Origin of the sequence: Chryseobacterium sp. 7 (genome assembly GCF_003663845.1) — a bacterium.
Lineage (GTDB): Bacteria > Bacteroidota > Bacteroidia > Flavobacteriales > Weeksellaceae > Chryseobacterium.
This window is the reverse complement of the sequence record NZ_RCCA01000001.1, coordinates 3195599-3217126: the sequence shown is the minus strand read 5'-3', so window position 1 is coordinate 3217126 and position 21528 is coordinate 3195599. Positions and strand designations below refer to the sequence as shown.

Below are 21528 nucleotides of genomic sequence, written 5' to 3'. Positions count from 1 at the left end.
GGATCCCGGTTAGAATTTATTTTACCGGGATTTTTTATCAATATAAGGTTTGTATTAAGCCAAAATAATAAACAATGGAAACAAAAATATCAAGACTTTCCGCAACAGAACAGGCTCTTGAGGTAATACGCAAGCTGGAAGACCAATACGGTCCTCTGATGTTCTATCAGGCAGGCGGATGTTGTGAAGGAACCCAGCCGCAATGCTTCGAAAAAGGAGGATTCTTTCCCAGAATGAATGATGCTATGATTGGTACCATTAACGGATATGAGTTCTGGATAGACCGCGATCTTTTCGAATACTGGAAATATTCACATTTTACCCTGGATGTTACTGATGGTTTCGGACCTGGTGGCTTTTCATTAGAAACCCCTTTAGGAAAAACTTTTAAAGTTCATTACAGGCTTTTCACTCCGGATGAATATGAAAATCTGGAACCTGTAAAACGCAGTGAATAGCATTTTAAGATTAAATAGTTAAGGCTTTTGGGTAATATAAATAAGTTCTCTTTCAAATTCATATTTACCTCTTGAAATCCCTCTTTTTAAAATGAAATACTGAGTCACAGTAATCGCTACAGCAATTACTACGAACATGAAATCCTTTTGGTCTCCTCTTGTATTGGCAAAAATTAGAATTGAGCAAAAGCACAGAATGAAAAACCAATTCAGAATCTGAAGCCATGATGGGAAAAATTCGATAGCAACAGATGATTTTCCATTTTTATCGGAAATAGTTCCTTGAAATATGGGGTTGTTTTTATTCATGTCAAAGAGTCTTGCTCTTCTTCGTATCTTAAAATGGTTTGATTCAATCATTCCCCGGTATTCAAACCGTGTAGGAATGGAAGAATCCTTTTCCCAGGATATGAAAGTATTATTGGTTTTGTAGGTTATTTTCCACAATCTTTGTATAAGCTCAGTGCTGTTGATATCGAGATCAACACTCAAATTGTTATATAAGCCAATACTTTTGAAAAATGAGTTCATGGTTAAGAGAAAAAATGGTTAAACTATGGTCAGACCTTCACAAACCGGTTCACAAACATGGCGGCGACGATATCTCCTACAGCATTCAGAACTGTAGCCAGAGGATCTACCAAAGTTCCGATAATCATCACTGCAGGAATGGCTTCCTGAGGTAATTTGTAAACAGAGATCATCAGCATCTCACCAATATATCCGCCGTTAGGAATTCCACCCGCTACAATACTCACAAAAACGGTAATTCCCAAAGCTAAAAGCAGGTTGGCAGGATCAAAAAAATCTCTTCCAATAATTAAAAAAGCTACATAGATCTTAATAATAGAAGACATAGAAGATCCGTTTTTATGCAAAGTAGTTCCAATAGGAATTACAAGATTGGCAATAGAATTCGGAATCCCTATTTTTGAAGCCGCCTGTAAATTGGCTGGCATTGTTGCGAAACTGCTGCAGGTACTTATTGCAGTTAAAGTAGGGTAGATCGCATTCGTCCAGAAACTTTTAACTCCTTTCTGCCCATTGGCCATAAAAGCATAAATAGAAAAGAACACAAGAAAATAAATAATTCCGGCAATATAATAAAGTCCTAAAGGCTTGGCATAAAACCCAAAAAGCTGTGGTCCTAAAGTCGCTACCTGATAAGCAAAATAGGCACCCAAACCAATAGGTGCAAGCTTCATCACCAGCAAAAGCAATTCTTTCATCACTTCATATCCTGAAGCAATGAAAACCCTAAAAGGCTGTCCCTGCTCACCCGTTTTTCTGGCAGCAAATCCTGTTAGGAATGCAAATACCAAAAGTGCCAGCATATTTCTTCTTGAGAAAAGCTCCGTAAATTCCCCTACGGTAAAGAAACTTACAATTCTGTTGCCCCAGCTATCTTCATTAGCCGCTTCATTCATAATCTCCGAGCTTCCGGAAACTCCTGAAACCGGGAAAAGGTATACTGCACAAATCGTAAAAATTGCTGCAGTGAGAATAAAAAATAAAAAGGTAAGTGCCATCACAAGAATGATTCTTCCAAATTTAGACTGTTGCTCCAGAGAAGCAATAGAGTTGGAAACGGCAAAAAATACCAAAGGAACTACACTCACAAAAAGAAGATTCAGAAAAATATCTCCCAAAGGCTTAATGTATTCCACAATACCTGGCGCAACAATTCCAATGATGCTTCCAATAGTGATTCCCAAAAGTAAAAATATGATTCCGGAGTAGTTTTTCAGTACCTCTTTCATGTAGTGCTTTTTATCAAAGATAGGTTTATTTTTAACATTCTGTTATACAATTTTCAGACCTAAAATTCATAAATTTGGGTAAACCTCATTTCTATGGCTTATATAGATTATTATAAGATTTTAGGCGTAGATAAAAGCGCAACTCAGGATGATATTAAAAAAGCCTACCGGAAACAGGCAAGAAAACATCATCCCGATCTGAATCCCGGAGACAAAGAAGCGGAAAAGAAATTCAAAGAGCTGAACGAAGCTAATGAAGTGCTCAGTAACCCGGAAAACAGGTCAAAATACGACAAATACGGAGAAAACTGGAAGCATGGCGAAGAATACGAAAAAGCCCAGCAGCAACAGCAAAGACAGTATCAGCAGCAAAGCTACAACGGAGGTTATTCCGGAGCAGACTTTGGTGAGGGGGAAGACTTCTCAGATTTCTTCCAAAATATGTTTGGTGGAGCTGGCGGAGGATTTGGTAAAAGTTCTAGAGGAAGAGCTTCAGGAAAATTCAAAGGACAGGATATCACTGCCGAACTGAATCTTAACTTAAGAGACGCCGCAAAAACTCATCCGCAAACTTTTGAAATCAATGGCAAGAAAGTAAGAATTACTATTCCGGCTGGAGTATATGACGGGCAGCAGATTAAATTGAAAGGACACGGAAATCCGGGAGCAAACGGAGGTCCAAGCGGAGATTTATACATTACCTTCAATATTCCGGCCGATCCGGATTTTGAAAGAATTGGTGATGATCTGAAAACCAAAGTAGTGGTTGATCTGTACACTGCCGTTTTAGGAGGAGAAGTGAAAGTAAACACGCTGGAAGGAAGTGTAAACCTTAAAGTAAAACCGGAAACCCAAACCGGAATGACGGTAAGGCTGAAAGGCAAAGGTTTCCCTGTCTATAAAAAAGAAGGCGAACACGGAGATCTTTTTGTAACCTACGAAGTGAAACTGCCTACCAACCTTACTGAAAAGCAGAAAGAACTTTTTGAACAACTAAAAAATTCCTAAGCTATGAGTGAAAGAATATCACGGGAAGAACTCGTAAAAATCTATAATATAGAAATCACTTTTTTTGATGAGCTTGTTGACTATGGGCTGCTGAATATTCAGATTGAAGACAATATTCATTACCTGATGTATGAAGACCTGCCCAATCTGGAAAAATTTGCAAATTGGCATTATGATCTTGAAATTAATCTGCCAGGCCTTGAAGTGATTCATAATATGCTGAAAAAACTGGATGCGCTGAACCGCAGAAACAGAGAACTGATGAACAAACTTTCTGCAATAAGTGATCAATATGAAGATATTTAGTTTAGTTTTGTAGGTTTTTAAAGCAAACTCTATAATTATGAATGAAGAAAAGGTGATTACACTAAAACCAGACAGAAAGATTTTTGAAGATATTTATTTTAGTGGTAATCAGGGAAGTCTGCTTTTTTCACCTACTACAAAAGGTAAAACGATTGCCACCATTGCAGCAGCAGTCATTGTTTTTATCGTTTTTCTTTTAAAAGATCTTCTGAGTAAAGAGAATGCAGGTGTTTTATACTTCCTGAGTTTTATATTTTTGCTTTGTGCCGTTTTTTTATCCGTTAGCGTTAATAAAGTATCAAGATGGAAAAAACAGGTAAATCATTATCTGAATGTTTTAGAGAAATGTGAAATTTACGAAATCAGATTTGACCAGAATTTTTTCACAGTCAATATTGATGGTGAAAAAGAAACCAGCGAATGGAAAGATTTTGAATATGCTGACAGCAATAACGAGTTTATTTCTCTTGAAGGAAAATACAGTTATATGTTTCCCAGAAAAGCAATGAGTGAGAAAGAGTACAGTTTTCTCAAGAATACGCTAAAAGATAAAGTGAAAATCGATCAATAAAAACAAAAAACGGAGCAAAATAATTTTGCTCCGTTTTTTTATTATTTACAAATTAGCTTATTTGCTTTCTTCCAGCCAGCCCATTTCCTTCATCCACTCGTCATTGTAGATTTTTCCTACATATCTTGAACCGTGGTCGTGAAGTAACACAACAATTACATCATCTTTCGTGAACTGATCTTTCATCTGAATCAAAGATGCAATAGCACTTCCGGCAGAATATCCGCAGAAAATTCCTTCTTCTTTAGCCAGTTTTCTCGCGTAGATGGCACCGTCTTTATCGGTTACTTTTTCAAAGTGATCAATTACAGACATATCATAGTTTTCAGGAATGATATCTTCTCCAATTCCTTCTGTAATATAAGTATAGGCATGATCATAATGTAATTCACCTGTTTCATGGAATTCTTTCAGAATAGATCCGTAAGTATCAACCCCGATTACTTTGATGTCAGCATTTTTTTCTTTAAAGAACGTTCCGCATCCTGTGATGGTACCTCCTGTTCCGGCTCCTACTACAAAATGAGTCAGTTTTCCTTCAGTCTGTTCCCAGATCTCCGGAGCGGTAGATTCATAATGAGCTGCTCTGTTGGATAAATTATCATATTGGTTTACATACCATCCGTTTTCTGTTTCTTTAGCCAGTCTTTTGGAAACTGAATAATAAGAACGTGGATCGGTAGGTTTTACGTCCGTAGGACAAACAATTACTTCAGCACCTACAGCACGAAGAATATCACATTTTTCTTTAGACTGTTTTGAATTCGTCACAAAGATGCATTTGTACCCTTTGATGATGGCAGCTAATGCCAATCCCATTCCTGTATTTCCGGAAGTTCCTTCAATAATAGTTCCTCCAGGTTTTAATCTGCCGTCTTTTTCGGCATCTTCTATCATTTTAAGAGCCATTCTGTCCTTTACGGAGTTTCCGGGATTGAAGGTCTCTACTTTTGCTAATACTAATGCCGGAAAATCTTCACCTAATACTTTGTTAAGCTTTACCAGCGGTGTGTTACCTATCGTTTCAAGGATATTTTTTGCGTATTTCATAAATGTTTTATAAGCAGCGCAAAGATAAGGCTTTTAAAATTATCTGCACTGTGGATAACGTGTGGATAAGTTGTGGATAACACTGAAATCAATTGATATACAATTAATAACTTTCAATTATCAATTATCAATTATCAATTATCCTGTTAATTGTATTTAATCGCCTTCACTGGAGAAATCTTACTGATCAGGTAACTTGGAATAATCAAAGCCAGTCCTGAGATAAAAAGAATTCCTACAGAAATAGAGATAATCGCAATTGGGTTAAGGTCTACAGGAACCGTACTCACGTAATAGTTTTCCGGATTAAGTTTGATCACTCCAAAGAATTTCTGGATCAAAATAAGTCCCAGCCCGATAGCATTTCCATACAAAAGTCCCGGAATCATAATAATCAAAGTATAATTAATGAAAGTGGCTCTTATCTGTGAATTGCTTGCTCCCAATGTTTTGAGAAGCCCAATAGAATTGGTTCTTTCAATAATAAGGATCAGGAGAACCATGATGATATTGATTACTACTACAATCAGCATAATGATAATGATCAGGGCTATATTGGTGTCAAAAATACTGATCCAGTCCGTGATCTGAGGAAATTTTTCAGTCGCCTTTTCAGCGTAGTTTTTATATCCGATCAGTTTTTCAATGTCTGGAAAATCTTTGTCGATGTCATTTACATCTTTCAGGAAGATGTCAATTCCGCCAATTTCATCAGGTTTCATATCCTGAATTTTTCTCGCATGGTTGATTCCTCCTATAACAAACTGTTCATCAATCAGTTTAATATCTGTTCTGTAAATACCAATCACTCTGAATTTACGGTAAAGCGGTTTTTGATCTGCTTTTAAAAATACCGTAACAATACTGTCATTCAGCTTAAGATGAAGGTCTTTGGCTACTTTTTGTGAAATAGCAATATCATTATTGAACCCTTTTTCCGTTACTTTTGGTGTCGTCCCCGCGATAAGGAATTTTTTGAATCTTAAACTGTCAAAATCTTTCCCGATTCCTTTAAAGATGATTCCTGCGAAATTGTGCTCATTACGCATAATTCCGGTCACCGTCACATATTTTTGGATGCTTTCTACATCGGGAAGTTCTTTTATTTTGGCAATATTCAGCCCCTGATTATCCAGTACGGAAGTATTGTATGAAGAATTTGATCGTGTAGACCTCACTGTAATGTGTCCGCTGAAATCTGCCAGCCTCTCTTTGATAGCTTTTTTGGAACCAAAACCAGTGGCTACGGTAATTAGGGAAACAATAATTCCTAATGCTACGGAAAGCCTGCCAATGAAGATGATAACCCTTGAAAGGTTATTTTTGTTATCTTTGGAAAATGCTATTTTTCTAGAGAAATATAAAGGAAATTTCAAGCTTATGAATTTAGATTTCAAAATTAAAAATTTACTTCTGATTTGCCTAATTTTTTTAGGAGTATTCAACCAATATTATTCTCAGACTCAAGTTCAATCGGATTTTAAAACGGGGGCAGACCAGCCTGAACTCTATTTGCCATTGTTAAAAGGTAAAACCATAGGAGTGGTAACCAATCAGACGGGTTTGATGAGTGACAGAACTTATTTGGTGGATTTTCTGGTGAAAAACGGGATTAAAATCAAATCAATTTTTGCTCCGGAACATGGTTTTCGAGGTGATGCCGATGCAGGTGCAAAAGTGAAAAACGGAGTAGATGTAAAAACTGGAATTCCTATTGTTTCTCTGTATGGCAATAATAAAAAACCCAAACCGGAACAGCTTTCTGGAATTGATATTGTTGTTTTCGACATTCAGGATGTGGGAGTGAGATTCTACACTTATATCTCCACATTGTCTTACCTGATGGAAGCGGGTGCTGAAAATAATGTGGAGGTAATGGTACTGGATCGTCCCAATCCACATGATGGATATACTGATGGACCTGTTTTGAGAAAAAGATGGACAAGCTTTGTAGGATTGCATGAAGTGCCTGTAGTGTACGGGTTAACAATAGGTGAGTATGGAAAAATGGTGAATGGCGAGAAATGGCTGAAAAATGGTGTTCAGGCCAAATATACACTTATTCCAATGAAGAATTATCACAAAAAACAGCGTTATCCGATACTTGATAAACCTTCTCCTAACTTACCGAATGATAAAGCCATCAACTTATACCCAAGTCTGTGCTTTTTTGAAGGTACTCAGGTTTCTGTAGGACGAGGAACAGATCTTCCATTTCAGATTTATGGTTCCCCATGGACAGAAAATTTGCCGTATCAGTTTACGCCAAAACCAAGCTATGGTGCAAAAGACCCTTTCCTGAACGGGAAATTATGTTATGGTGAAAATCTTTCCAATTATCCTAATGATTTAAGAGAATTGAATCTTGAATGGGTTATCAAGGCCTATCAGAATTATAAAAACCCTCAGCAGGATTTCTTCCTGAAAAATCTTTGGTTTGATACCCTATCCGGAACTGATGAATTCAGAAAACAGATCATTGACGGAAAGTCAATTCCAGAAATTAAAGCTTCGTGGAAAAAAGATCTGGAAAGTTTCGAAAAGATCAGGACCCGATATGTGGTATATGAAGATTAATTAATCAAAATTTTGGGGTGGATTTTTATCATTTTTACCCTTGTTTAGTATAAAGAGCCCGACAGTAAGTCCCACAACACCTGCAAACGCAGTCATTAAAGCTCTTTGTAGTTTATCAGGCAGATCGTTGCCGATATAATTCATCAAAAAAAGAATCACAAAAGTGATCACAGAAATAATAATATGATTTCTTCCGAATGGCTTCATTGTATTATTTTAATTTATAAGAAATCATTACACCTCCTCTGTAAGGAATGATTTCACCACTTTTGTTAAATTTCTCAGCATTATCATAACGTCTTCCTGTTGTACGATCATATCCTTTATAAAATCCTTGCGATGTTCCAACTGTTCCGTAAATATCAAGATTCCATCTTTCTGATAATTGGAATTGATATCCTGCTGTAATACCCAACATTAGAGAATATCCTTTCTGATAAAGATTTGAATTCATAACAATCTCTCCATCGTCTTTTTGACCAGTTGTATGATTATTCCAATAATTCCATTTTTGAAGATTATAAGCTGATACACCAATATTGGCTCCTATATACCAATTTTTAAAGGCTTCCTTAAAATAATATCTTCCTTCAATAGAAAGTGAATACATCTGTAATTCATGTCCTGCAAAAGACTTCCATGGTGAAATGAAAACATCTCCCTGTAGAGTATATTTGGGACTTATCTGTTTTTCTATTCCGAGATTTATAATTCCTATCGGAGCAAATAATGCATTGCCTTTTATGTATAAACTTTTATCCTGTCCTCCTTGTTCCTGTTCCTGAGCACTCAATGTACCTCCCGACAGGAAAGCTAAAATGCCTGCTGCTAATAATTTATATTTCATCCGGTATGTATTGTTATTTTATTTGCTTTAATAGTTCATTTGCTAATTGAGAATCATTATTGCCCTGAGCTGCAATATTTTTAGACATTTCAGCATAGTTTTTTGCCATCTCTTTATTTCCTGTAAGGTAGTAGAGTTTGGCAAGTATGTAAGTATTTTCTGAAGTTTCGCTTCTCATGACAGACTTTTCTGCCCATTCTGTTGCTTTCTTTAATGAAGCTGGGGTTTTTACATGATCTGCAAATACCCATGCCGCTCTTAAAAGCTCATTAGGGTCAAATGTATCTGAATTTTTATAATATTCTAAAGCTGCCTTTTCGTACTCCGGAAAATTACTGTTTTGCTCGTAGTAGCTTAGCTTCGTCTGATTCAGTTTTTTTTGAGCCGCTTCTTTTCCTACCAATGGTTCAGCTGTTTTCATGAAATAGTCATCGTTGATTCTTTTATTTTTATCATCAATAGACTGTTCTACTATTTTTCCTAATTTCAGCTGAGCATCAAATTCATTATAAGTTTCTTCCGGAAGATATTTAATGATTTCTGCTTTTCTGGATGCAAATACATTATAATTGGTATCTTCTGATGATTTTACGAAATAGAGAAGAAATCCGATTTCATCTTTGGTCAGTTCTTCAGTTTTCTTTTTATTCTGAAAATATCTTTCGGAAGCTTTTTTAGCAAAGTCATAATCTGAATTAGCATTAAGTTTCATAATGTTTATCAGGAATTCCGGATCTTTTTCACCACTGGCAAAGCGATCTTTCAGGGAGCCTTTTTTATTTCCGGGTGAATTAATGTCCTGCGCCATGGCTACAAACAGGCTTTCTTCCATATATCCTGTATTTCTGGAAACAAGTTCGCCTTCACCGTTCAGAAAAAGATAAGTAGGATAGGAACGTACTCCAAATTTTGAAGCAATGTCTCTGCCTTCTCCTTTTTCCATGTCAAATCTTGCATTAATGAAATTGCTATTGTAATAATCACTCACCGATTTTTGGTTAAAAACATTTTTCTCCATCATTTTGCAGGGACCGCACCATGATGCATAAGCATCAATAAAAACCAATTTCTTTTCCTTTTTGGCTTTAGCAATAATATCCTTGAAAGTCAGATCCTGAAACTGTATAGCTTCCTGAGCTGAAATAATGATGGTACAAAAAATAGATATCCCAGAGATGATCTTCTTCATTTTAAAATAAGATTTGTAGGCGAAGATAATTAATTTTCAAAATATAGCGTGATGAATGTGTTGACTGAATCGTGATATTAACTAACTTTAAGACTTAATTTGATTTTATAATTTTAGTTTTTTTGCTGAAAAATAAGAAATTAATAAGGTTTTGAATCCCATTTTTAATGCATAAATATACCTTGTCTGGTGATTTTCTTAAAAAAATAAAATCTAAATTTAATTCACTTTATAGTCCTGGAATCTTTGTTATATCTTTGCAAACGAATAATTTATATGTAGAGGATCCCATAATTTAGAGAATTTGATTGTTAATTTTAAGCACGCTTTATCCCAAAAGTCCATTTATATTACCGCTTTATCTGCCTGTCTGATTGCTGTGGCAGCATTTGCTGTTTTGAGTCTTCTGATCACCGAAGACAGCCGGAAAAATACCGATGATTTTGCAAAGAAAACTTTCTTCCGAAAATATGAATCCATAGAACATGAATTCAGAAATATAGAAGATTATCAATATCTGCTTCGTGCTCTGATTCAGAAAGATGGCTTAAAAAATTACAAAGACTATTCTTTAGTTTTAAATGATTTAAACAAAAAAAGAAATCTTCTTCCTTATAGTTGGTATTATTATGAAAATACTACTTCGGGAAAATCGGACAGCAATAATCCTTTATCTGATATTTTTAAAAAGACTGATAATAAGGAGAAATCTATTGCGATAAAAAATAGCGGTCCGGGGCATTTTAAAGACCTTTTGATTACCCGAAAAGACAGTATGTACTGGATAAGCTATGATTCTATGATGCTGCCTGATAAAAACAAATTATACTACGGTTCTACCGTAAGTCTGGATGATCTTCATCAATACTTTATCAATGTTGACAAAAGCTCCAATACCTACGCTTATGTCTTTACCAAAGAAGGAATCTGCATTACCCATCCTGAGAAAAAATACATCGGAAAGAATATTTTTGACATTACGGATATTAAGCCTAATGATACGCTGACCAGCAAAACTGAAGCGGGATATACCAAAGGAACAGCTTTATCAGAATATCTGGGAGTAGAAGTAACACGTTTTATAAAACCATTGAAGACCGATAATTTTGACGGATATACAGTAGTAAACCACGTGAATTTTATCATCGATGAAAACATCAGCAAGATAAAAACCTATACTGTTTATATTTTTCTGGCAGCGCTATTTCTTATTGTAACGGTCTTTATATTATTCCAGAGGGCAACTAATCTGGCGTATCAGGAAAAAGAAAAAATACAGACTGAGAAGAATTTATTACTGATAGAGAACGAAAAGATGCACAAAGCCGAAGTGATCAATCAGCTTCAGCAGCTTAAAAATAATATCAATCCGCATTTCCTTTTCAATTCATTGAATTCCCTTTACATGCTGATCGGGATCAATAAAGAGAATGCACAGAAGTTTACTATGAATCTTTCCAAGATCTACAGATATCTGATAGTGCCTCCGAAAGAAAATATTGTTCCGGTTTCGCAGGAAATCAAATTTATACAACAATATATGGAACTTCTGAAAAGCAGGTTTGATGAAGAGATCAGGTTTGAAATGATTATTAATGATCGTGAAAGTCTGGAAAAAAGAATTCCGTATTTATCATTGCAGATCGTTACAGAAAATGCTGTAAAACACAATATTGCAACGATAGATCAACCTTTGGAAATTATCATTACGGTAGATGTGGAAGGCGTTACAGTGAAGAATACCTGGCAGCCTAAAACGGAACCGGTACAGGGAGAGAAATTCGGAATTGATTATTTGAACCAGGTTTATGGGTATTTTAAGAATAATCTTCTTCATATTTCTGTAGATGGTGAATATTTCATATGTTTTTTGCCATTAATGGAGTGAAAATAAAAAATCCATTCACTCCCGAATTAGCACCATTCACTCCCTAATATTATTTATATGATTCATGATACCTCTAGCTTTGCGGCTGAAACTAAGATATTTACTATTTGGAATGAATCGGACTATTTTAATGAAGAATTACAGGCTCGCACTGTATCTCGGTCTTGCTATGGCTTCACCAATGGCAGTAGCACAGAAAAAAGATAAAGATACGGTAAAGGTCAACAAAGAAAAAACGGATAAGACAGAGACCTCTTCCTCAAAGAAAACAAAAAAAATTGAAGACCTGATTAAGAAAGGAACTTATAAAAAGGGACTTTTTAATACCATTCAGGTAAAAACGGATATTTATTTTGAAATTCCCGACAGTTTGATGGGACGTCAGTTTTTGGTGGTTAACAAACTTTCTCAGGTGCCAATGCAGGTGAATGAGGCAGGTTTGAACAAAGGAATGAACTATGAAAATAAAGTCATCTCCTTTCACCGTGATCCTGTAGCTAAAAAAGTATGGGTGAAAACGGTGGTTCCTAAAGTGTCATCACCAAAAAATGATGCCATTACAAAATCGGTGAAAGATAACTTTTCAGAATCTGTCATTGAAGTTTTTGATATTGAAGCACAAAACAGTGACTCTACAGCGGTAGCCATTAAAGTGAACAAAGTTTTTGATGGAAATCAGAAAAGCTTTAATGATGTTTTGGGCAATGTAGGATTAGGAGGGTCTGTGAAGTCAAGCCTTTCTTATATAGAAGGAGTAAAAACATTTCCTAAAAACCTTGTGGTGAAGTCTCAATTGTCTACTTCTGTCAATGAAGGCGGAGTAGATCTTGCGGTAACATTAGGCGTTACGACCAATCTGGTTCTGCTTTCTAAAATACCGATGAAACCAAGAGTAGCGGATTCAAGAGTAGGATTTTTCTCCGAAAAACACTGGTCGTTTAATGACAATCAGCAAAAAATGGACGAAAAGTTTTTCATTACCAAATGGAATCTTGAGCCCAAAGATGAAGATAAAGAAAAATACTTAAGAGGTGAGCTGGTAGAGCCAAAAAAGCCGATTGTTTATTATATAGACCCGGCAACACCAAAACAATGGCGTGAGAAAATCATTGCCGGAGTACATGACTGGCAGGCGGCGTTTGAGCAGGCAGGATTCAAAAATGCAGTGATTGCGAAAATGCCGGACGAAAAAGATGAAGATTTTGATATTGATGATGTAAGATATTCTGTGATTACTTACGCCGCGTCGCCAAAGTCAAATGCAATGGGACCTTCTGTGGTAGACCCGAGAAGTGGAGAAATTATCGAAGCAGATATTATCTGGTGGCATAATGTAATGACTTCTCTTCATGACTGGATGAGAATTCAGACAGGGCCTATCGACCCAAAAGCAAGAGGGAATAAATTCAGTGATGAACATATGGGAGAAGCCATCCGTTTTGTTTCATCTCATGAAGTAGGACACACTTTTGGATTGAAGCACAATATGGGAGCATCCTTTGCATTCCCTGTAGAGTCGCTTCGTTCTAAAGAATTTACAGACAAAATGGGTGGTACGGCACCTTCCATTATGGATTATGCGCGTTACAATTATGTAGCTCAGCCGGAAGATGGCGTTACAGCAATCACTCCGAAAATTGGTCTTTACGATAAATATGCCATAGACTGGGGCTACCGTTGGTATCCGGATGAATTTGTAGAGAAAAAAGCGCTGAAAAATTTAATTGAAAAGCACGAAGATGACCCGATGTATTTCTATGGGGAGCAACAGAGCTATCTGGAAACCATTGATCCGCGTTCGCAGTCGGAAGATTTAGGGGATGATGCAATGAAAGCCAGCGAGTACGGAATGAAAAACCTGAAAGTTGTCATCAATAATCTCCTGAAATGGACATATGAAGATGGTAAAAAATACACAGATGCCGGAAAACTGTATTTGGGAGTTATCGGGCAGTGGGATCTGTATACAGGCCATGTGATGGCCAATGTAGGAGGGATTTATCTGAATAATACTGTTTTTGGTAATAAGAAGAAAGCGTATGAAGCAGTACCTGCAGAAATTCAGAGAAGAGCCGTTGATTATCTTGTTAAAAATGCCATCAACCTTCCGGAATGGTTATTCTTTAATCCGATTACAGAAAAAACATATCCGGTTAAAGATTCACCAATAGGACCATTCGAGCAGACGCCGTATACCCTGGCAAGAGGAATGCAGTATGCGAATATCTATTCCCTTTTGATGGATGACAGATTGCTGAGGTTACTTGAAAACGAGATGAAACACCAGGTCTCAGGATCGAAAGAAGAAATCTACACCGTTGAAAATTTATTTGATCAGATAAGAACAGCCATTTTCAACAAAAAAGGAAGCCTTACTATGCTTGAAAAAATGACTCAAAAAAATTATGTGGATGCCCTGATTGTTTCGGTAAACAAATTATTTGAAAAAACAGCAGTGAAAGGATTGAAAGCAGATGATAATCTGAACATTCCGACCATCTGTAATTTCCATGAAGAGGATCATGGGTTGAGGAATATCAATTATTCATCCATGAAGAGAGTATCTGAGGTCACTACTTACAAGAGAGCAGAACTTCAGAAGGTTCTGGACTTATTGAACGGAACAAGATACAGAGGAGATGATGCTTCCAGAGCACATTACACAGATTTAATCATTCGTATTCAAGAGGCTTTAAACAAATAAACGGCAATGAAAAAAACTCTAATACTTTTACCTCTTTTGGCTGCTAATATAGCAATGGCCCAGCAAAAGAAAACCATCACCGGAAAAATAGAAGACGGAAATACTTCTCATATCATTACCGGTGCTTCTATAAAAATTGAGACACAGTCGGTCTCTACAAAAACAGAATTAGAAGGAATTATCGAAAGTGTATCAGTAGGTACAGTAACCGATAAGGACGGGAAATTTATACTAGAAATTCCAGCCGATACAAAAACCGTATCGGTAAGTTATCCAGGATATGAATCCAGAGTGATTCAGCTTAATGAAGGACAGACAAACTATACTATCAGATTAACTTCTGAGGTAACAGATAAAAATAAAATTCAGGAAGTAATCATCACCGGTTACCAGAAAATTGAAAAGCGTAAGCAGACTTCAGCGGTTTCTACAGTAAAAATGGACAACATCAGCCAGGCTGGTGTTGCCAGTGTAGACCAAATGCTGGCAGGGCAGATTGCTGGTGTGGCAGTAACTCCCGAAACCGGTGCTCCCGGTAGTCCGGCGAAGATCAGAATCAGAGGTACAGCTTCTCTTTCCGGTCCTCAGGATCCGCTATGGGTAATCGATGGCCTTCCGTTAGAAGGAAATGATGTTCCTAATTTTACTGATAAAGACAATATTGACCAGCTTCAGAACTTCTCTATTGCAGGGCTTAACCCTAACGATATTGAAGATATTACCATCCTTAAAGATGCCGCTGCAACTGCTATTTATGGAGCAAGAGCAGCAAACGGAGTAATTTCCATTACCACTAAAAAAGGAAAGAAAGGAAGTTTAAAACTGAACTTTTCAGCTGATACCTTCGTGACATCACGCCCTGATTTTGATAAACTGAATCTTTTAAATGCTTCTGAAAAAGTAGACCTGGAACTGATGCTTGCCAAGCGTGCAGATCTTATTTACCGGGCAGATAAAGGAGAAGTGATGAGAATTCTGACTCAGAACAGTCAGCTTGATGCTTTCAGAAACGGAGGTTTCGATGCGCTGAATTCATTCACACGCCAACAAATTAACGGTTTAAGAAATAACAATACAGACTGGGGCAAACTGTTGTACAGAAATGCCATCAACAAACAATACGGATTAAGTGTTTCCGGAGGTAGTGACCGCGCAGATTACTATTTCTCCCTGGGATACTATGATGAAGAAGGAACAACTATTGGTACAGGGTTTAAACGTTATAACCTGACTTTAAAAAACAATTATAAATTAAGCGATAAGTTAAATGCAGGAATCTCTATTTTCGGAACACAAAGCGAACGTACATCTTTTGTAACGGATGCTGATGCTTCAATCAATCCTATTAATTATTCAAGAAACGCCAATCCTTACCTGAAGCCTTTTAATGCGGACGGAAGCTATAATTATGATAGAGATATAGACGGTTTTGAGGATTTATATGTTCCTTTCAACTTCCTTGAAGAAAGAGAAAATACCAGCTATTCTCTAAAAAATAATTCTCTGAAAGCGATTTTAGATTTAGAATATAAAACTTCAAAAAGTTTAAGATTTACCTCTCAGTTAGGTATTCAGTATGATGCTAATAAAACTGAGAAATTTGCAGGACAGAACACTTATTCCACCCGAAAAATGAGAGAAGGTACCCGTTACTATAAAGACGGTAAGTACAATTACTTTTTACCTGCAGGTGCTGTAAAGCAAAACTGGGATAATGATTTCTTTCAATACAACTGGAAGTTGCAGGCGGCATACAGCACGAAAATCAATTCAAAACACGAAATTGATTTGATGGCAGGAACAGAAATCCGCAAAACAGAGGATAATACAACCATCACAAGAGCCTTTGGATATGATCCCACTTCAAGAAGAGGTACGGCCATTGTGTTCCCGAATTCAGATTTCGCATCCGATAAAAAATATGAAACTTATCGTGAAAACCCGCCAATAGAGAATGCTTACGCTTCTATGTTTGCTACAGCATCTTATACTTATGATCAGAAATATACATTCTTCGGAAGTGTAAGATATGACGGAACCAACCTGTTTGGGGTGAATAAAAAGTATAAATACCTTCCAATCTGGGCAGTTTCAGGATCATGGCTGGTAACGAAGGAGAACTTTATGAAAAATATTACTGCCGTATCTAACCTTAGATTGAGAGCATCTTATGGTCTTCAAGGGAATATCGACAGAAATACTTCACCATTCTTTATTGGAGAATATAATGATGCAACAATTCTTCCAGGTGTAAAAGAAGGAGTTATTACTGTAATAAGTCCTCCAAACGATAAATTAAGATGGGAGAAAACTACCAACACGAACCTTGGCCTTGATTTAGGATTGTTCAATAACCGTGTGAGCCTTACTGCTGATGTTTACAGCAGAAAAGGAACAGATATGATCAGCATGAGAGAAACCCCTCTTGAGACAGGGTTTGAATATACCATGATGAACTGGGGAAGCTTGACCAATAAAGGTTTTGAATTGGCATTATCTACCAGAAACATTAATCATGATAATTTCAAATGGACTACTACCATCAACTTTGCACACAACAAGAGTAGAGTATTGAGCGAGCAGCCTCGTGATAACTCGTTCCTTCCTTCAAGAGAAGGTCTGCCTGTGAATGCTGTTTTTGCTTTGAAAACTGCCGGAATGGATGAACACGGAAACCCATTATTCTGGAAAGGAGATCAAAAAATATCAGCAGCAGAATTCTTTAAGTTATATGACGTATATGCGGATTTCCTTCCGGGGCAGCTTGTAGACACAAAACTTTCAAGTGCTGAACTAAGAAACCTGTTTACTTATGTAGGAGACAGAGATCCGAAGTTTACTGGAGGTATTATCAACACATTTAAGATAAGTAATTTTGATCTTACCATCTCTGCAACATTCAATCTGAAGCAGACCGTAATGAGAACACCTTCTTACCGGGGTATGGATCTGGATAGAGGAAGAAACTACACAAGAGACATCTATCAGGCAGGAGGTTCGCTTCCGGGTATCACAAGTCCTGATATGGACGCTAATCCGGACGGATGGATGGCGAATAAATGGTTTGCAGGAAACAGTTCCAATGCATATAGTTTACTTGATATATGGGCAAAAGAGATCAGCTATATAAGAATCAGCAGCATCCGTTTAGGGTATACACTGCCTAAAGAATTTACAAATCCTATGGGGATTTCCAGTTTGAGACTGAGTGTTGAAGGACGTAATCTGTTTGTATTCAGTAACGGATATAGCGGGTACTTTGATCCGGAGACCTATGGTAATATTTATGCACAGCCTATCACCAAGTCAGTAACCGTAGGATTTAATGTTTCTTTTTAAAACTTGAGAACAATGAGAAAAATTACAACAATCATAGCACTTACAGCAATTAGCCTTATCAATATAGGATGTGACAGGTTTTTAGATATTCAGCCTGAAGGAAAAGTTATTCCTGTTACCGCTGAAGATTATCGACAGGTACTTACATCTGCTTATTCAAAATATCCGGTTCACAAATCGCTGGTAGCACTTCGTACCGATGAGGTGAATATTGATGACAATGGAGTAGATTTTGTTTCTTATCGTGAAATGGCAATGTGGAAAGATTCAAATAACGACCCAACTTCTAATGAATTTCCTTGGCTAAGGTTTTATTCTGTTAATTTCTACCTGAACCAGATTATCAATGAAGGAAGCAAAACAATGCAGGATTCTCCGGAGAAGAATCAGATTTTAGCAGAAGCGTATGCCCTTCGTGCTTACCTGTATTTTGATTTGGTGAATTTATACGGAAAACCGTACAACAGTGCTACAGCTTCTACAGATAGAGGAGTTCCTATTAATCTAGAAATTGATCTTGAACAGGTATTGAAGCCATCATCCGTACAGGAAGTATACAATCAGATCCATGCAGATCTTAAAAAAGCAGAGGAATTGATGGTTGAGCAAAAGCAGGCATTGGGAGTTAATTACAGATTCTCTAAAACAGCATTGTTTGCTTTTGAAGCAAGAACAGCCCTATACGAAGGAGACTGGAACAAAGCTTTAAATTATGCAGATCAGGTGCTGGCAGTAAAAAGTGATTTGAGCAATCTGAATACCACAAATACAGTTCCTAACCATTATGCTTCTCCGGAATCTATTATGGCCCTGGATAATACGTGGGATAATTCTATCAAAAACTTATGTTTTGCATCTCCTGAACTGATTTCTTCATACAATACTACCGCAGATAAAAGGTTTGGCATGTATTTTGAAAAGAATGGAAGTAAGTATAAAGTCACCAAAGGAGGAAGTTTAGAATTCAAAGTGTCTTTCAGAACAGCAGAGCAGTACTTTATAAAATCTGAAGCATTGCTAAAGTTGAATAAACTGGCTGAAGCTAAGGAAACACTTCTGAAAGTCTTAAAAAAAAGATATACTCCGGACGGATACACTTCAGTGCAAAATGCAGTATCTTCAATGGAATCTACAGCATTGATGAACTTTATTCTGGATGAAAGATTCAGAGAATTTGCTTTGGAAGGACAAAGATGGTTCGACCTGAGAAGAGCGAATCAGAAAAAAATAAGCCACACCATCAGTGGCAAAGAGTATATTCTTCAGCAGAATGATCCGCGATATACCATTGAGTATCCAATGAGTGCGAAGAAGAATAACCCTAATTTATAAAACTTCATATCAAATTCAATACAGAGGAAACCGCTTGAACTTAATTGTTTTAGCGGTTTTTTTGTACTTTTGCACCGTTATGAAAATTGCCATTATAGAAGATGAGCTGCTGGCTGTGAATTATCTGAAAAACCTTTTAGATACACAGAGCATTGTCCCTGTTACAGAGACTGTTATTCTTCGTTCCAAAAAACAGGCAATCGATTTTTTTGAGAAAGATTCTGCAGACCTTATTTTTATGGATATCCATCTTGGCGATGGAATGAGCCTGGAAATTTTCGAGCATGTGGAACTTTTCACCCCAATTATTTTCATTACTGCATTTGATGAATATGCCATGAGGGTTTTCAGGCATTTCACTATTGATTATCTTCTGAAACCTTTTGAAGAAGAAGATTTACATAAAGCTTTACAGAAATTTATCTCCATAAGAAACAATTTTGATCCCGAACCGGTTCTTAAATCCATCTCTTCATTAAGACAGACGGATGATGAGATGATGAAACGTTTTATGGTAAGAGAAGGGAATAAACTCAAATCTATAGACGAGCATAACACGGCTTACTTTTTCGCCTCAGGAAAATATCTTTTTCTGACCACAAAAGACCATCAGACCTATATTTATGATGATACCATTAAAGATATTATTCAGAAGCTGAATCCTGAAATTTTCTTTAAAATAAACCGTAAGTTTATCATTAATAAAAAAGCCGTTTCTGAGATTATTAAACATTCCAGTCAGAAAGTAGAACTTAGGCTTTCTCCGGAACCGGAAGTGAATGCAGAAGTTTTTATCAGTAAAATGCAGATTGCTGAATGCCTGAACTGGCTGAATAGTTAATTGCGTTTAAAAGGTTGTATAATTATCATCCTATTTGTAGGGTTACTAACGAGAAGAGACTTATCGCTGATGAAGCTTTATATCTTTTTTATATAGCTAACCGAGCTAGGGTTAGTAATATTATCGAACCTTGACACTAATATTATTCAAGGTCTATTATTATATTTAGAAATTAGAAGTTCTTCCAAAGCAGAGTTTAAAACTTCTTTCATAGTTCAAATCCTTCTGTCATTTCATCTAAGCATTTCAATGCTCTGTTTAGATTTCTATAAACAAAAGATGTATACAGACTTATCATGGCTTCGAGCTCAACCGCCATCCTCTTACCTAATGCTCTTTTATTGAAGTGACTCAACTAGCAAACCTTATATTATCTTTTGAATATACTTCTAAACTGATAAAGCAACCTTTCCAGCAAACGTAAATCATCGGTAATTATATCAGCACGACCGTTCATTTCTTGCTGGAATGCAATTCTTTTTTTATAAGATGTTTGTAGTCCTTTTGGTAAAGAGACATCAAGTAGCAAATTACCATCTTTGTCAGGAGTCAGAGAAATATTATCGATAACACCCTCTAAGATTCCAAATTCTTGATCGGGATAATTAGCTAATTTAATATTAACAGTTTGACCTACTTTAACCTTTCCAAAATTTTGTGCAGGAGCTTTTACTTTTCCTATATACTGATTACCTCCAATAGGAATGATTGAAAATACATTATCACCAATATTAATACTTTGATTAACTGACCATAATTGTAAAAAGTTAACCCTACCATTTATTGCTGAGCGAAGAACATAGTTTAATTCCCAATCTTTTATAGATTTTTTTAATTGATAAAAAGATTGAAGCACATTTCTTTCTAAATTTATATTTTCCTTACTTTCATTTATAATTGTGACTTTATTATTTTTATTAAGCTCGTTTATGGATGATCGTAATTGTGATATATTACTTAATACATTTTTGTAGTTTTTTTGATCTTGAAGAAATAAAACTCTTTGCTTCTCAATTTCTTGCATTGAAATCACTCCTTCTTTATATAATAATTCACTTCTGGTAAGATCACTATGTTTTAATTTCAATTCAGATTCATTAATACTTTTCTGAGATTCCAATAAACTTAGTCTTTCTTTGAGTTGAATAGCCTCATAGCTTTGTGCATTATTTTCTACCCTATAAGGTTTAAAATTAGTATTGAGCTGATTAGTAATGTATTCTTTTTGAAATGACGAAAATGCACTTTCAACATCTCCAAGCTGTGAAGATTTTAATTTTTCAAAAGGGAAATTTGATTTATCTAAATTAATTGTGTCCACAATACTTTTTAATAAAAAAACATCTTTATAACTGGCAGAATTTTCAAGGACGGCCAAAGGAGTATTTTTTGAAACAGCTTCTTTATCTCTTACAAGTATAGCATCTATTTTCCCTGAATTTTTAGCAACTAATTTTTGAGGCGGAGTCTCCGTTGTTATAATAATTTGAGAAGATACAATATCTGGAAACTTAACAAACCAAGAAATAAGAAGTAAAATAATTATAAAACTTAATAATATTGTATTCCCCCACTTCAAAATAGTTTTTGGGGGATCTGTCAAAATATCTCTGACTTCCTCACTATAAATTTTTAGACCATCGTTTATTTCGTCCATA

Annotated in this window: 18 protein-coding genes; 10 read left to right on the top strand and 8 right to left on the bottom strand. The window is 36.1% G+C overall.

Annotation, left to right across the window (positions count from 1 at the left end; all coding sequences use genetic code 11):
- Positions 1 to 74 precede the first annotated feature (74 nt).
- Positions 75 to 458, top strand: coding sequence for a DUF779 domain-containing protein (locus CLU97_RS14715; protein WP_121488601.1), 384 nt, complete (start codon positions 75 to 77; stop codon positions 456 to 458).
- Positions 459 to 476: 18 nt separating this feature from the next.
- Here CLU97_RS14715 and CLU97_RS14710 read toward each other — a convergent pair whose 3' ends face one another.
- Both CLU97_RS14710 and CLU97_RS14705 read right to left on the bottom strand, forming a co-directional pair.
- Positions 477 to 989 (bottom strand): hypothetical protein, encoded by a 513-nt coding sequence (locus CLU97_RS14710; protein WP_121488600.1) that lies wholly within the window; start codon positions 987 to 989, stop codon positions 477 to 479.
- A 29-nt stretch (positions 990 to 1018) separates the two neighbouring features.
- Positions 1019 to 2218: a dicarboxylate/amino acid:cation symporter gene (locus CLU97_RS14705; protein ID WP_121488599.1), complete on the bottom strand. Its 1200-nt coding sequence runs from the start codon at positions 2216 to 2218 to the stop codon at positions 1019 to 1021.
- Between the two features lie 93 nt (positions 2219 to 2311).
- On the opposite strand from CLU97_RS14705, the gene CLU97_RS14700 reads away from it, so the two are divergent.
- From CLU97_RS14700 to CLU97_RS14690, 3 genes are read left to right on the top strand one after another with little or no spacing between them, the layout of a single operon-like run.
- The gene (locus tag CLU97_RS14700) at positions 2312 to 3226 is read left to right on the top strand and encodes a DnaJ C-terminal domain-containing protein (RefSeq protein WP_121488598.1); all 915 of its coding nucleotides are present in this window, start codon (positions 2312 to 2314) and stop codon (positions 3224 to 3226) included.
- A 3-nt stretch (positions 3227 to 3229) separates the two neighbouring features.
- The gene (locus tag CLU97_RS14695; RefSeq protein ID WP_121488597.1) at positions 3230 to 3532 is read left to right on the top strand and encodes a chaperone modulator CbpM; all 303 of its coding nucleotides are present in this window, start codon (positions 3230 to 3232) and stop codon (positions 3530 to 3532) included.
- 37 nt (positions 3533 to 3569) lie between these two features.
- Positions 3570 to 4103, top strand: a complete 534-nt coding sequence (locus CLU97_RS14690) for a YcxB family protein (RefSeq protein WP_121488596.1) — start codon at positions 3570 to 3572, stop codon at positions 4101 to 4103.
- 57 nt (positions 4104 to 4160) lie between these two features.
- Here CLU97_RS14690 and CLU97_RS14685 read toward each other — a convergent pair whose 3' ends face one another.
- Both CLU97_RS14685 and CLU97_RS14680 read right to left on the bottom strand, forming a co-directional pair.
- Positions 4161 to 5153 (bottom strand): PLP-dependent cysteine synthase family protein, encoded by a 993-nt coding sequence (locus tag CLU97_RS14685; RefSeq protein WP_121488595.1) that lies wholly within the window; start codon positions 5151 to 5153, stop codon positions 4161 to 4163.
- A gap of 146 nt (positions 5154 to 5299) precedes the next feature.
- Positions 5300 to 6529 carry an ABC transporter permease gene (locus CLU97_RS14680; RefSeq protein ID WP_121488594.1) on the bottom strand — a complete coding sequence of 410 codons (1230 nt, stop codon included), beginning with the start codon at positions 6527 to 6529 and terminating at the stop codon, positions 5300 to 5302.
- A 4-nt stretch (positions 6530 to 6533) separates the two neighbouring features.
- Here CLU97_RS14680 and CLU97_RS14675 point away from each other — a divergent pair, with 4 nt between their 5' ends.
- Entirely contained in the window at positions 6534 to 7730 is a 1197-nt protein-coding gene (locus tag CLU97_RS14675; protein ID WP_121489757.1) for an exo-beta-N-acetylmuramidase NamZ domain-containing protein, read from the top strand.
- Here the strand turns inward: CLU97_RS14675 and CLU97_RS14670 are convergent, their stop codons facing one another.
- Genes CLU97_RS14670 through CLU97_RS14660 form a run of 3 tightly spaced genes read right to left on the bottom strand, consistent with a single transcriptional unit; the run spans position 7731 to position 9766 of the window.
- A complete protein-coding gene (locus CLU97_RS14670) occupies positions 7731 to 7937 on the bottom strand; it encodes a hypothetical protein (RefSeq protein WP_105701723.1) in 207 nt (68 codons plus the stop codon). It lies immediately after the preceding gene.
- Positions 7938 to 7941: 4 nt separating this feature from the next.
- Positions 7942 to 8577, bottom strand: a complete 636-nt coding sequence (locus CLU97_RS14665) for a DUF3575 domain-containing protein (RefSeq protein ID WP_121488593.1) — start codon at positions 8575 to 8577, stop codon at positions 7942 to 7944.
- A gap of 13 nt (positions 8578 to 8590) precedes the next feature.
- Positions 8591 to 9766 (bottom strand): thioredoxin family protein, encoded by a 1176-nt coding sequence (locus tag CLU97_RS14660; protein WP_121488592.1) that lies wholly within the window; start codon positions 9764 to 9766, stop codon positions 8591 to 8593.
- Positions 9767 to 10070: 304 nt separating this feature from the next.
- On the opposite strand from CLU97_RS14660, the gene CLU97_RS14655 reads away from it, so the two are divergent.
- The 5 genes from CLU97_RS14655 to CLU97_RS14635 all read left to right on the top strand — a co-directional run bounded on the left by CLU97_RS14655 (position 10071) and on the right by CLU97_RS14635 (position 19870).
- Positions 10071 to 11654 carry a histidine kinase gene (locus tag CLU97_RS14655; protein ID WP_121488591.1) on the top strand — a complete coding sequence of 528 codons (1584 nt, stop codon included), beginning with the start codon at positions 10071 to 10073 and terminating at the stop codon, positions 11652 to 11654.
- A gap of 130 nt (positions 11655 to 11784) precedes the next feature.
- Positions 11785 to 14358: a zinc-dependent metalloprotease gene (locus tag CLU97_RS14650; protein ID WP_228437721.1), complete on the top strand. Its 2574-nt coding sequence runs from the start codon at positions 11785 to 11787 to the stop codon at positions 14356 to 14358.
- A gap of 6 nt (positions 14359 to 14364) precedes the next feature.
- Complete coding sequence (locus CLU97_RS14645; RefSeq protein WP_121488589.1) at positions 14365 to 17697, top strand: SusC/RagA family TonB-linked outer membrane protein; 3333 nt, start codon at positions 14365 to 14367, stop codon at positions 17695 to 17697.
- A gap of 12 nt (positions 17698 to 17709) precedes the next feature.
- On the top strand, positions 17710 to 19029 hold the full coding sequence (locus CLU97_RS14640) for a RagB/SusD family nutrient uptake outer membrane protein (RefSeq protein ID WP_121488588.1): 1320 nt from the start codon (positions 17710 to 17712) through the stop codon (positions 19027 to 19029).
- Between the two features lie 79 nt (positions 19030 to 19108).
- Positions 19109 to 19870 (top strand): LytR/AlgR family response regulator transcription factor, encoded by a 762-nt coding sequence (locus tag CLU97_RS14635; protein WP_121488587.1) that lies wholly within the window; start codon positions 19109 to 19111, stop codon positions 19868 to 19870.
- Between the two features lie 370 nt (positions 19871 to 20240).
- Here CLU97_RS14635 and CLU97_RS14630 read toward each other — a convergent pair whose 3' ends face one another.
- Positions 20241 to 21527, bottom strand: coding sequence for an HlyD family secretion protein (locus CLU97_RS14630; RefSeq protein ID WP_121488586.1), 1287 nt, complete (start codon positions 21525 to 21527; stop codon positions 20241 to 20243).
- Between the last annotated feature and the right edge of the window lies 1 nt (position 21528).

Excerpts from the sequence above, each read along its gene's own strand:
- CLU97_RS14645 (WP_121488589.1), top strand. The coding sequence starts at position 14,365 with ATGAAAAAAACTCTAATACTTTTACCTCTTTTGGCTGCTAATATAGCA.
- CLU97_RS14695 (WP_121488597.1), top strand. The coding sequence starts at position 3,230 with ATGAGTGAAAGAATATCACGGGAAGAACTCGTAAAAATCTATAATATA.
- CLU97_RS14690 (WP_121488596.1), top strand. The coding sequence starts at position 3,570 with ATGAATGAAGAAAAGGTGATTACACTAAAACCAGACAGAAAGATTTTT.
- CLU97_RS14705 (WP_121488599.1), bottom strand. The coding sequence starts at position 2,218 with ATGAAAGAGGTACTGAAAAACTACTCCGGAATCATATTTTTACTTTTG.
- CLU97_RS14665 (WP_121488593.1), bottom strand. The coding sequence starts at position 8,577 with ATGAAATATAAATTATTAGCAGCAGGCATTTTAGCTTTCCTGTCGGGA.
- CLU97_RS14650 (WP_228437721.1), top strand. The coding sequence starts at position 11,785 with ATGAAGAATTACAGGCTCGCACTGTATCTCGGTCTTGCTATGGCTTCA.
- CLU97_RS14685 (WP_121488595.1), bottom strand. The coding sequence starts at position 5,153 with ATGAAATACGCAAAAAATATCCTTGAAACGATAGGTAACACACCGCTG.
- CLU97_RS14675 (WP_121489757.1), top strand. The coding sequence starts at position 6,534 with ATGAATTTAGATTTCAAAATTAAAAATTTACTTCTGATTTGCCTAATT.
- CLU97_RS14640 (WP_121488588.1), top strand. The coding sequence starts at position 17,710 with ATGAGAAAAATTACAACAATCATAGCACTTACAGCAATTAGCCTTATC.
- CLU97_RS14660 (WP_121488592.1), bottom strand. The coding sequence starts at position 9,766 with ATGAAGAAGATCATCTCTGGGATATCTATTTTTTGTACCATCATTATT.
- CLU97_RS14715 (WP_121488601.1), top strand. The coding sequence starts at position 75 with ATGGAAACAAAAATATCAAGACTTTCCGCAACAGAACAGGCTCTTGAG.
- CLU97_RS14635 (WP_121488587.1), top strand. The coding sequence starts at position 19,109 with ATGAAAATTGCCATTATAGAAGATGAGCTGCTGGCTGTGAATTATCTG.
- CLU97_RS14630 (WP_121488586.1), bottom strand. The coding sequence starts at position 21,527 with ATGGACGAAATAAACGATGGTCTAAAAATTTATAGTGAGGAAGTCAGA.
- CLU97_RS14710 (WP_121488600.1), bottom strand. The coding sequence starts at position 989 with ATGAACTCATTTTTCAAAAGTATTGGCTTATATAACAATTTGAGTGTT.
- CLU97_RS14670 (WP_105701723.1), bottom strand. The coding sequence starts at position 7,937 with ATGAAGCCATTCGGAAGAAATCATATTATTATTTCTGTGATCACTTTT.
- CLU97_RS14700 (WP_121488598.1), top strand. The coding sequence starts at position 2,312 with ATGGCTTATATAGATTATTATAAGATTTTAGGCGTAGATAAAAGCGCA.